This is a genomic window from Synechococcus sp. FACHB-909, assembly GCF_014698945.1.
GTDB lineage: Bacteria > Cyanobacteriota > Cyanobacteriia > PCC-6307 > Cyanobiaceae > Cyanobium.
Window position 1 is genome coordinate 68,598 of sequence record NZ_JACJTY010000010.1, and the last position, 9,289, is coordinate 77,886.

Consider the following 9,289-nt stretch of genomic DNA (forward strand, 5'->3'; position numbering starts at 1 on the left):
CTGATGGCTCAGTGGTTGATGGCGGGCAGCTGGGGTTCCTGCCGCGGCGGCGGCGTGGTGGCTTCGGGCGGCAGCAGGGCCGACCCGAGCCCGTCGAACAGGCGCCAGCCCGTGGGCTCGACATCGAGATGCACGGTCTGGCCCACGGTCACGCTCTGGTCCGGGGTGGCCCGCACCAGCACCAGGTGGCTGCCCTCCAGCAGCCGGCAGGTGACCAGCAGCTCGTTGCCCAGGGCTTCGCAGTGGCTCACCTCCGCCGCCAGGTTGCGGTTGGTGGCTGGGGCCAGCCGCAGGTGCTCCGGCCGCAGGCCGCCGGTGATCCGGTGGCCGATCCAGTCGCCCAGCAGGTCGGCCATCGGACCCTCCACCGGGAAGCGCCGCCCCCCCAGCAGCAGCTGGGCGGAGCCGGCCACCTCCACCGGCAGCAGGTTCATCGCCGGGCTGCCGATGAACTGGGCCACGAACAGGTTGGAGGGCCACTGGTACAGCTGCATCGGGGTGCCCAGCTGCTGCAGCCGGCCCTCGTTGAGCACGGCGATGCGGTGACCCATGGTCATCGCCTCCACCTGGTCGTGGGTGACGTAGAGGGTGGTGGTGCCCAGGCGCCGCTGCAGCTCGACGATCTGGGTGCGGGTGCCGGTGCGCAGCTTGGCGTCCAGGTTGCTGAGGGGTTCATCCATCAGGAACACCGCCGGCTGGCGGGCGATGGCCCGGCCCAGCGCCACCCGCTGCTTCTGGCCGCCGGAGAGCTCCTTGGGCCGGCGCTCCAGCAGCGGCTCCAGCTCCAGGGTGGCGGCCACCTCGTCGATGCGCGCCGCGATGCGGCGCTCCCGCTCGGAGTCGATCCGCAGGGGGGCCGGTAATCCGCGGGTGGCCCGGTGCAGGCTGTCCTGCAGCTGCTGGGGCAGGCTTCGGTGGCGGCTGCGCCGCAGGCCGAAGCCGATGTTGTCGGCCACGCTCAGGTGGGGATAGAGCGCGTAGCTCTGGAACACCATCGCCACGTCGCGCTGGGCCGGCCGCAGCCGGCTCACGGGGCGTTCCCCGACGTAGATCTCGCCCGCGGTGGTGGCCTCCAGCCCGGCCAGCAGCCGCAGCAGGGTGCTCTTGCCGCAGCCCGAGGGGCCCACCAGCACGAGGAATTCACCGTCCTGGATGTGCAGGTCGAGTTGGCGCAGCACCTCCACCGGGCTGCCGCCGCGACGGGGCGGGTAGGTCTTGCCGACCTTCTCGAAGCGGACCTCGGCCAAACCAGGGGTGCAACCGGGGGATCCTAGGGTTGTTCCTCATCCGAGCCCCGGCCGAACCCCTTCCTTGCAGTTCATCGATCAGGCCCGCATCGCCGTGCGCGCCGGCCGCGGCGGCGACGGCATCGTGGCCTTCCGTCGTGAGAAGTACGTCCCCGCCGGCGGGCCCTCCGGTGGCGACGGTGGCCGCGGCGGTGACGTGCTCCTCGTCGCCGATGCCAACCTCCAGACCCTGCTGGATTTCAAGTACCGGCGCCTGTTCGCCGCCGACGATGGCCGCCGCGGCGGACCGAATCGCTCCAGCGGGGCCAGTGCCTCCACCCTGACGATCCGGGTGCCCTGCGGCACGGAGGTGCGCGACTGCCGCACCGGCATCCTGCTGGGGGATCTCACCAACGCCGGCGAGGAGCTGCTGGTGGCGGCCGGGGGCCGGGGGGGCCTGGGCAACGCCCACTACCTCAGCAACCGCAACCGGGCGCCGGAGAAGTTCACCGAGGGCAAGGAGGGGGAGGAATGGCTGCTGCAGCTGGAACTCAAGCTGCTGGCCGAGGTGGGGATCATCGGCCTGCCCAATGCCGGCAAGAGCACCCTGATCGCCGTGCTCTCGGCGGCCCGGCCCAAGATCGCCGACTACCCCTTCACCACCCTGGTGCCCAATCTGGGGGTGGTGCGGCGGCCGAGCGGTGACGGCACCGTGTTCGCCGACATCCCCGGCCTGATCGCGGGGGCGGCGCGCGGCGCCGGCCTGGGCCATGAGTTCCTGCGCCACATCGAGCGCACCCGGCTGCTGCTGCATCTGGTCGATGCGGGTGCGGAGGATGTGTTGGCGGATCTGCAGGTGGTGGAGGAGGAGCTGGCCGCCTACGGCCACGGCCTCAGCGATCGCCCGCGCCTGGTGGTGCTCAACAAGATGGAGCTCCGTGATGCCACCGAACTCGAGGAGCTGGTGGCGGCCATCGCGGCCCACACCGGCGAACCGCCCCTGGTGATCTCGGCGGCGGCATCCCAGGGACTCGATGCCCTGCTGGCCGCGGTGTGGGCGCAGCTGGGCATCGCCTGAGACCTGATCAGGCCCCCGCGGGGGAAACCCCCGGTCAGCGTGGAGTGATCTGGGAGCGTCGCGTGATCAGTCGTCGTAGACGCGACACTCGGGCGCTTCGGGGTTGAGGTCGCAGTAGACCTCCAGGGGGCTGGGGTCGTGGCTGTCTTCGGGGTGGTGCTCCTTGTACTCGTTGAGGGCCTTGAGCTCCTCTTCGAGGTGGCGCACCTTGCCGAGATTGCCGTCGGCCTTGGCCGATTCGATCTCGACTTTGTCCTTCTCGATGTGATCGTCGATCGTCTTCATGCAAAAACCGGCCGTCACGGGTCGGAACTCACCGCAGACACCATACGGTCGGGGCCGGGGGATCGCCGTCTCCTGTGGGTCTCCTCACACCCCCCGGCCGGGGCCTGAGCGTTGCAAACCCGGTGCCGGCGGCTGCGGTGGAGGGTCCTCCGTGGCTAGCAGCGGAATGGACAGTGCCCCGGTTGGCCCATGACACGCATCAGCAAGCGGCGGGAACGGCATTTCATCGACGAGCACGGCCGGCTCTTCTGGATCAACGGCCCCGAAACCCACTGCTACCTCTCGGAGCAGCGCCAGTGGCGCCGGGGCCTCGGCTTCGAGGAGGTGCTGGTCTGGAAACAGTGCGCTCCCAGCGGACTCGTCAGCCAGCGCTTCGCCAGCGTCCAGGCGGCCCTGGAGGCCTTCCAGGCCGACGCGGTGCAGTGGTACCAGGATCTCTACCTGCGCCGCATGGGGGACCAGATGGCGGCCCACCGCAGCGTGGACGATTACAAGCCGACGGCGATGCAGCAGGACGAAGCCCGGGGCGCCCGGGTGCAGCGCCAGCCCTGGCTGCTGCCGGAGCCCGCCGGGCCGGTCTGCGGTCTTCCCCCCCGGATGGCGGATGGGGCGGGGCTCCTGGAGGTGCCCCACCCGCACCGGCGCCGGCGCTCAGGCTGCCAGCTCGCTGAGCGTTAGCCAGCGCTCCTCGGCGGCGGCGATCCGCTCCACCAGGGCCGCCAGCTCGTGGGTCAGGGACTCCAGCCGGGCGTAGTCCGGCCCGCTGGGGGCCGCCAGGTGCTGCTCCAGTTCCCGGCGGCGCTGCTCGAGCTCCGGCAGTTCGCTCTCCAGGCGCTCCAGCTCCCGGGCCTCCTTGAAGCTGCGTCGCCGGGGCCCGGCCGCCGCCTGGGTCGCTGGCGTTGCGCGCCTGGTGTCCTGCGGGGTGGCCTCAAGGGCGGCGGCAGGACCGGGGGCGGCGGCTGGGGCCTGGGCCCGCCGCTCCAGCCAGCTGGTGTAGTTGCCCTCGAAGCGCTCCAGCCGGCCCGCCTCGAAGTGGAACAGGCGGTCGACGGTGCGGTCCAGGAACCAGCGGTCGTGGGAGACCACCACCACACAGCCGCGGAAATCCTCGAGGAAGTCCTCCAGCACGCTCAGGGTGTGCACGTCCAGGTCGTTGGTGGGCTCGTCCAGGAGCAGCACGTTGGGGGCCTCGATCAGCAGCCGGCAGAGGTGCAGCCGCCGGCGCTCGCCCCCGGAGAGCTTGGCCACCGGCTGGTGCTGCTGGGCGGGGGGAAACAGGAACCGCTCCAGCAGCTGGGAGGCCGTCAGCTCCACCCCGTCCACCTGCACCCGGCTGGCGGCCTCCTGCACCACCTCGATCACCTTGCGCTTGCCGTCCTTGGCCAGCAGCACGTCGCTGTGCTGGTCGAAGTAGGCCAGCTTCACCGTGGCCCCCAGCTCCAGCAGGCCCTCGCTGGGGGGGCGGCGGCCGGCGATCACCTCCAGCAGGCTGGATTTGCCGGCCCCGTTGGGCCCGATGATCCCCACCCGGTCCTCGGGGCTGAAGTCGTAGCTGAAGTCCCGCAGCAGGGTGCGCTCCCCCACGGCCACCGCCAGGCCCTCGGCGGTGATCGCCCGCTTGCCGATGCGCCGGGCGGTGGCGGCCATCGCCAGGCTGGTGCGCCCCTGGCGGGCGGGGGCCTCCAGCAGGGCATCGATGCGCTGCAGCCGGGCCTTCTGCTTGGTGCTGCGGGCCTTGGGGCCCTGGCGCATCCAGGCCAGCTCCCGCCGCAGGGTTCCCTTGAGCTTGGCGGCGGTGGAGGCCTCGGCCTCCTCTTCGGCCGCCTTCAGGGCCAGGTAGGTGCCGTAGTTGCCCTCATAAGGGCGGGCCTCGCCCCGATCCACCGCCACGATCCGTCGGGTGACCCGATCGAGCAGGTAGCGGTCGTGGGTGACGAGCACCAGGGCGCCGGCGAAGCGATCCAGGTAGCTCTGCAGCCACTCGACCCCCTCGGCATCGAGGTGGTTGGTGGGTTCGTCCAGCAGCAGCACCTCCGGTTCGGCCACCAGGGCGGCCGCCAGGGCGACGCGGCGCCGGTTGCCGCCGGAGAGTTCGCCGATCGTCCGCTCCTGGTGGGCCGCGTCGATGCCCAGGCGTTCCAGCACCTCGCGGCAGCGGCGCTCCAGATCCCAGGCCTGGCAGCTGTCCATGCGGTGCTGCAGGGCGCTGAGACGGGCCAGGAGCTGGTCGTCCTCTGGATGGAGGGCCAGCTGGTGGCTCACCCCGGCGTACTCCCGCAGCAGGGCCATGGCTTCCCCGTCACCGGCGAACACCTGCTCCAGCACGGTCAGGGCCGGATCCAGCCGGGGCTCCTGGTCGAGCAGCACCACCCGGGTGCGGGCATGGCAGCGACGCTCGCCGCGATCCAGCGGTTCGAGGCCCGCCAGCACCCGCAGCAGGGTGCTCTTGCCGGCGCCGTTGGGGCCGATCAGCCCAAGCCGGTCCCGCTCACCCACGTGCAGGTCGAGGTCGGCGAACAGGGTGCGCAGGCCGAAGTCCTTGGTGGCCCCCACCAGGCTGATCAGGCTCATGGGGTGTCGCCGCTCTCGACCAGGCCCAGGCGCTGCTGCTCCAGGTGGGCGAAGACGCTCTTGTCGCCCACATCCGCCGCCGCCGGCATCGGGAACTTGCGCAGGCAGAGCACCAGCAGCAGCAGGGCCTCGGCGGCCAGCAGGCTGGCGGTGGTGGCCGGGCTCAGCACCCCGGCCAGGCGGCCGAGCAGGGCCAGGGGCAGCAGCAGGGTGACCCCGATCGCCTCGGGGCGCTGGAAGCAGAAGAACTCCTTGAAGCCGATGCCGGCCAGGGCGGCGAAGTAGGGCCCCACCGCCAGGATCCAGAGGGGTTGCTGGGCCAGGGCGGGGAGCATCTGGCCCGGTCCTGCCCGCAGGGCCAGCAGCACCCCGCCCAGGCAGCCCGCCAGCCAGAACAGCTGCAGGGCCCGGTGCAGGGGGCGCAGGTAGATGTGGATCCAGCGCAGGGCCAGGCCCAGCCCGGCCGCCATCACCAGCAACCAGGGCCAGAGCAGGTCGGGGCCCAGCTGGCGCCACTGGGCCAGCAGGGCCAGCTGGCCGAGGGCCACGGCCGTGAGGGCCAGCCGGTAGCCGAGCACCTCGCGGCGGTCGGTGGCGGTGATCGAGAAGGTGTCATACACCCCCTCGAAGACGGGGTCGGCGCCGTCCGGGGTGGCCAGGGTGCTGCTCATCGGATGGGGGCGCCGGGGGCGGCCGGGGGCGGGCTGCCTACCAGTGTGGCCAGGTCCGGTCCCGCCGGGACGATGCCGGAGGGGTGCAGGGGGAACAGGGCCCCGAAGTAGTCGGTCCGCCAGGCCGTCGGGAAGCAGGTGGCGGCCACCCCCTCGAGGGCGTGGAAGCGGCGCCGCCAGTCCCACAGCCTGGGCAGCTGCCAGAGGGGCTTGCGGCTGCAGCCGAACAGGGGCGCATAGACCAGTTCCATGCGGATCAGGGTGGGAAACAGCACCACGTCCGCCAGGCTCGGGGCAGGGCCGCCACACAGCCAGCCGCCACCCTCACCACTGGAGGCGAGGGTGGCCTCGACGGCCTCCAGCGTGTCGAACAGGGCCGCCTCGGCCTCGTCGTAGGCCGCCTGGTTGCGGGCGAAGCCACAGCGGTACACCCCGTCGTTGACATCCCCTTGCAGGCGCTCCCGCCAGGCGCTGATGGCCGGGAGGTCCGCCGGCGGGGCCAGGTCCGGAGCTTCGGGCGCAGCGGGCCAGGCGTTGAGCAGCTCGATCAGGCGGGCGCTCTCGTTCACCAGGATCGTCCCCGTTCGCCGCGAATAGAGGGCCGGCACGGTGGCCCGGGCGCGGGGATCGGCGCCGCAGCGGCGGTAGAGCTCGAGCAGGGTCGCGCAGCCCTCGAAGGGCTTGCTGAACCGCCAGCGACCGGCGTCCGGATCGGGAACCACCACCACCGTGTTGATCATCGGGGCCAGCCCCCGCAGGCTCCAGGTGATCCAGGCCCGATGGGCCCAGGGGCAGCTTCGCCCCACGATCAGCACGTGGCTGCCGGCTTCGGCGGCGTCCTCCGGCACCGGCGGCAGGGCGGTGAAGGCCCCGGCCGGCCGCCGGTAGCGGCCCTGGCCGTCGGCGGGGCCGAGCCCCCCCATCAGCAGGCGCCACTGGCACTGCCAGAGCTGCCGGGCGGAGCGCACCAGCGGAGCGGGCGGGGCCATGGACATCACGGTTCGCTGCCCTGACTCTGCGCCAGGCTGGGGCCAGTGAGCGAGCAGGCGATGGTGGCGGGCCGGGTGATGGTGGTGGGGGGCACCCATGGCAACGAGCGCAACGCGCCCTGGCTGCTGGAGGCCTGGCGACGGCACCCGGCCCTGCTGCAGAGCCGTGGCCTCGCCCTGGAGCTGGTGCTGGGCAACCCCGCCGCCCACGCCGCCGGGGTGCGTTACCTCGACCAGGACCTCAACCGCAGCTTCGTGCCGGACCGCCTGGATGCCCCCGGGCCGGGGGACCGGGAACTGGAGCGGGCCCGGGAGCTGCTGGCCCGCCACGGGCCCGGCGGCAGCGCCCCCTGCCTGGTGGCCCTTGACCTGCACAGCACCACCGCCGCCATGGGCAGCAGCCTGGTGGTCTACGGCCGGCGGCCTGCCGATCTGGCCCTGGCGGCGGGCCTGCAGCGACGCCTGGGCCTGCCGATCTACCTGCATGAACAGGACCGGGCCCAGACCGGCTACCTGGTGGAGCGCTGGCCCTGCGGGCTGGTGGTGGAGGTGGGCCCGGTGCCCCAGGGCGTGATCCAGGAACCGATCTGCCGGCAGAGCCAGCTGGCCCTGGAGGCGGCCCTGGAGGTGCTGGCGGAGGCCCGCGGCGGAACCCTGCGCCAGCCCGACCGGCTGGTGGTGCACCGGCACCTGGGCAGCCTCGATCTGCCCCGCCATGGCGACGGCTCCCCGGCGGCGGTGGTGCATCCCCAGCGCCAGAACCGCGACTGGCAGCCGATCGCCGCCGGCGATCCCCTGTTCCTGACGGCCGAGGGCGCCACGATCCCCTTCCACCCGCGGGAAGACCAGGAGATCGGCCCCGTCTGGGCCGTGTTCATCAACGAGGCGGCCTACGGCGAGAAGGGCATCGCCCTCAGCCTCACCCGGCGGGAGTCCTGGCCGGTGGAGCCGGGCTGGGGCCAGGCGCTCCAGGACCTGGCCCGGGAGCTTCAGAGCCCGGGCTGAGCCTGGCTCTGGCCGGCGGCGGCGGGCTGGGAGCGGGGCACGCCGTTGTAGAGGACGTTCAGGACGCTGCGGCCATCCGGGGAGATCAGGATCTCGCTCTCCACGGTCGGCGGCAGGCCGAGCTGGACCCAGCCGGGTACCCCGCCGTAGAAGCGGAACAGGAAACCCTCCGCATCGGCGCGCACCAGGCAGTTGCCGCCGCTGCGCTCGTACATGCAGAGCGCGGGCCGGTAGACCCCGAGGCCGCCGTTGATCACCTCGGCCCGCATCCGGGCCAGGTTCGCGGCGCGGCCCCGCTGGAAGGCCTGCTCCTGGGTCATCTGGGCCCGTGCCGGGGAGGCCCCCACCAGGGGGACGGCCAGCAGCAGGGCCAGGCAGCCCAGCAGGGGCCGCAGGGAAGGGGAGGTCATGGTCATCCGCAGACGAGGGTGGTCTGTTCCTTGGTGCAGGGGAGGTCGGTCTTGCTGCCGTCGGCCCAGTAGATGCGCAGCCGGTCGTCCTCGGTGTCGGTGCGCAGGGTCAGCGACTTGACCACGCCGGCCGGGGGCTTGCCGGCCGGATCGGCGGTGTCGGGACGCAGGTCGGCCTTGTTGAGCCGCTGCTCGAGCTGCTGGATCTTGAGTTCGAGCTGGTCGATGCGGCGGCTCTCGGGATTGGGCAGGCCCTGGCATCCGGCCGCCAGCAGGGGGAGCAGCAGCAGGGCGGGCAACGGCCCGCGCAGGCGCCGACGCAGTGGCTGGGGAGGAAGCGACGAACGCGAGACCATCGGCGGCAGGGCGAGATGACCGGAGCACCTCACCTCCTAGCAGCGGCAGGGGGGGCAGGCCAGGCGGGAAGCTCATCTTTTCTTCATGAATACCGCCTCACACGCCGCAATGGTCTGTTACATTGACTTGAGGCGATCCGTCGCCCTTCCTTACGCCCACGGCCGGCGCGAAAGCCCTTACGCCTGACGGCACTCTTTCATGCACTCATGACCGCCACTCTCCAGCAGCGCTCCGGCGCTTCGGTGTGGAACCAGTTCTGTGAGTGGGTCACCTCCACCAACAACCGCCTCTACGTCGGTTGGTTCGGTGTGCTGATGATCCCCACCCTGCTGGCCGCCACTATCTGCTTCATCGTCGCCTTCATCGCGGCGCCCCCCGTCGACATCGATGGCATCCGTGAGCCCGTCGCCGGCTCCCTGATGTACGGCAACAACATCATCTCCGGCGCCGTTGTTCCTTCCAGCAACGCCATCGGCCTGCACTTCTACCCCATCTGGGAAGCCGCCAGCCTCGACGAGTGGCTGTACAACGGTGGCCCCTACCAGCTGGTGGTCTTCCACTTCCTGATCGGCGTCTTCGCCTATATGGGCCGCGAGTGGGAACTTTCCTACCGCCTCGGCATGCGCCCCTGGATCTGCGTCGCCTACTCCGCCCCCGTGGCGGCCGCCAGCGCCGTGTTCCTGATCTACCCCTTCGG

General features: G+C 71.9%; 11 protein-coding genes. 4 read left to right on the forward strand and 7 right to left on the reverse strand.

What is annotated here, in order from left to right:
* Window positions 1–8: 8 nt before the first annotated feature.
* Window positions 9–1,247: an ABC transporter ATP-binding protein gene (locus H6G99_RS14595; protein ID WP_094586568.1), complete on the reverse strand. Its 1,239-nt coding sequence runs from the start codon at window positions 1,245–1,247 to the stop codon at window positions 9–11.
* A gap of 64 nt (window positions 1,248–1,311) precedes the next feature.
* On the opposite strand from H6G99_RS14595, the gene cgtA reads away from it, so the two are divergent.
* Window positions 1,312–2,304 carry an Obg family GTPase CgtA gene (gene cgtA, locus H6G99_RS14600; RefSeq protein ID WP_094586566.1) on the forward strand — a complete coding sequence of 331 codons (993 nt, stop codon included), beginning with the start codon at window positions 1,312–1,314 and terminating at the stop codon, window positions 2,302–2,304.
* Between the two features lie 66 nt (window positions 2,305–2,370).
* Here cgtA and H6G99_RS14605 read toward each other — a convergent pair whose 3' ends face one another.
* Window positions 2,371–2,589, reverse strand: a complete 219-nt coding sequence (locus H6G99_RS14605) for a Calvin cycle protein CP12 (protein ID WP_094586564.1) — start codon at window positions 2,587–2,589, stop codon at window positions 2,371–2,373.
* Between the two features lie 189 nt (window positions 2,590–2,778).
* Between H6G99_RS14605 and H6G99_RS14610 the strand changes: the two genes are divergently transcribed.
* The gene (locus H6G99_RS14610) at window positions 2,779–3,267 is read left to right on the forward strand and encodes a hypothetical protein (protein WP_094586562.1); all 489 of its coding nucleotides are present in this window, start codon (window positions 2,779–2,781) and stop codon (window positions 3,265–3,267) included.
* Here the strand turns inward: H6G99_RS14610 and H6G99_RS14615 are convergent.
* From H6G99_RS14615 to H6G99_RS14625, 3 genes are read right to left on the reverse strand one after another with little or no spacing between them, the layout of a single operon-like run.
* On the reverse strand, window positions 3,241–5,160 hold the full coding sequence (locus H6G99_RS14615; RefSeq protein WP_094586560.1) for an ABC-F family ATP-binding cassette domain-containing protein: 1,920 nt from the start codon (window positions 5,158–5,160) through the stop codon (window positions 3,241–3,243). The two genes, H6G99_RS14610 and H6G99_RS14615, sit on opposite strands and share 27 nt — an antisense overlap.
* Window positions 5,157–5,831 (reverse strand): DUF2301 domain-containing membrane protein, encoded by a 675-nt coding sequence (locus tag H6G99_RS14620; protein WP_190612246.1) that lies wholly within the window; start codon window positions 5,829–5,831, stop codon window positions 5,157–5,159. The genes H6G99_RS14615 and H6G99_RS14620 overlap by 4 nt, the downstream gene beginning before the upstream one ends.
* The gene (locus tag H6G99_RS14625) at window positions 5,828–6,820 is read right to left on the reverse strand and encodes a glutathione S-transferase C-terminal domain-containing protein (protein ID WP_190612248.1); all 993 of its coding nucleotides are present in this window, start codon (window positions 6,818–6,820) and stop codon (window positions 5,828–5,830) included. The genes H6G99_RS14620 and H6G99_RS14625 overlap by 4 nt, the downstream gene beginning before the upstream one ends.
* A 60-nt stretch (window positions 6,821–6,880) precedes the next feature.
* On the opposite strand from H6G99_RS14625, the gene H6G99_RS14630 reads away from it, so the two are divergent.
* Complete coding sequence (locus H6G99_RS14630; protein WP_094586648.1) at window positions 6,881–7,825, forward strand: aspartoacylase; 945 nt, start codon at window positions 6,881–6,883, stop codon at window positions 7,823–7,825.
* Here H6G99_RS14630 and H6G99_RS14635 read toward each other — a convergent pair.
* On the reverse strand, window positions 7,810–8,235 hold the full coding sequence (locus tag H6G99_RS14635; RefSeq protein WP_190612249.1) for a hypothetical protein: 426 nt from the start codon (window positions 8,233–8,235) through the stop codon (window positions 7,810–7,812). The two genes, H6G99_RS14630 and H6G99_RS14635, sit on opposite strands and share 16 nt — an antisense overlap.
* Window positions 8,236–8,237: 2 nt before the next feature.
* Window positions 8,238–8,534: a hypothetical protein gene (locus tag H6G99_RS14640; protein ID WP_353615229.1), complete on the reverse strand. Its 297-nt coding sequence runs from the start codon at window positions 8,532–8,534 to the stop codon at window positions 8,238–8,240.
* Window positions 8,535–8,798: 264 nt separating this feature from the next.
* Here H6G99_RS14640 and H6G99_RS14645 point away from each other — a divergent pair.
* The coding region (locus tag H6G99_RS14645) for a photosynthetic reaction center family protein (protein ID WP_502707691.1) at window positions 8,799–9,289 on the forward strand (491 nt) is incomplete at its 3' end.

Excerpts from the sequence above, each read along its gene's own strand:
- H6G99_RS14630 (WP_094586648.1), top strand. The coding sequence starts at position 6,881 with ATGGTGGCGGGCCGGGTGATGGTGGTGGGGGGCACCCATGGCAACGAG.
- H6G99_RS14615 (WP_094586560.1), bottom strand. The coding sequence starts at position 5,160 with ATGAGCCTGATCAGCCTGGTGGGGGCCACCAAGGACTTCGGCCTGCGC.
- H6G99_RS14620 (WP_190612246.1), bottom strand. The coding sequence starts at position 5,831 with ATGAGCAGCACCCTGGCCACCCCGGACGGCGCCGACCCCGTCTTCGAG.
- H6G99_RS14635 (WP_190612249.1), bottom strand. The coding sequence starts at position 8,235 with ATGACCTCCCCTTCCCTGCGGCCCCTGCTGGGCTGCCTGGCCCTGCTG.
- H6G99_RS14625 (WP_190612248.1), bottom strand. The coding sequence starts at position 6,820 with ATGGCCCCGCCCGCTCCGCTGGTGCGCTCCGCCCGGCAGCTCTGGCAG.
- H6G99_RS14610 (WP_094586562.1), top strand. The coding sequence starts at position 2,779 with ATGACACGCATCAGCAAGCGGCGGGAACGGCATTTCATCGACGAGCAC.
- H6G99_RS14605 (WP_094586564.1), bottom strand. The coding sequence starts at position 2,589 with ATGAAGACGATCGACGATCACATCGAGAAGGACAAAGTCGAGATCGAA.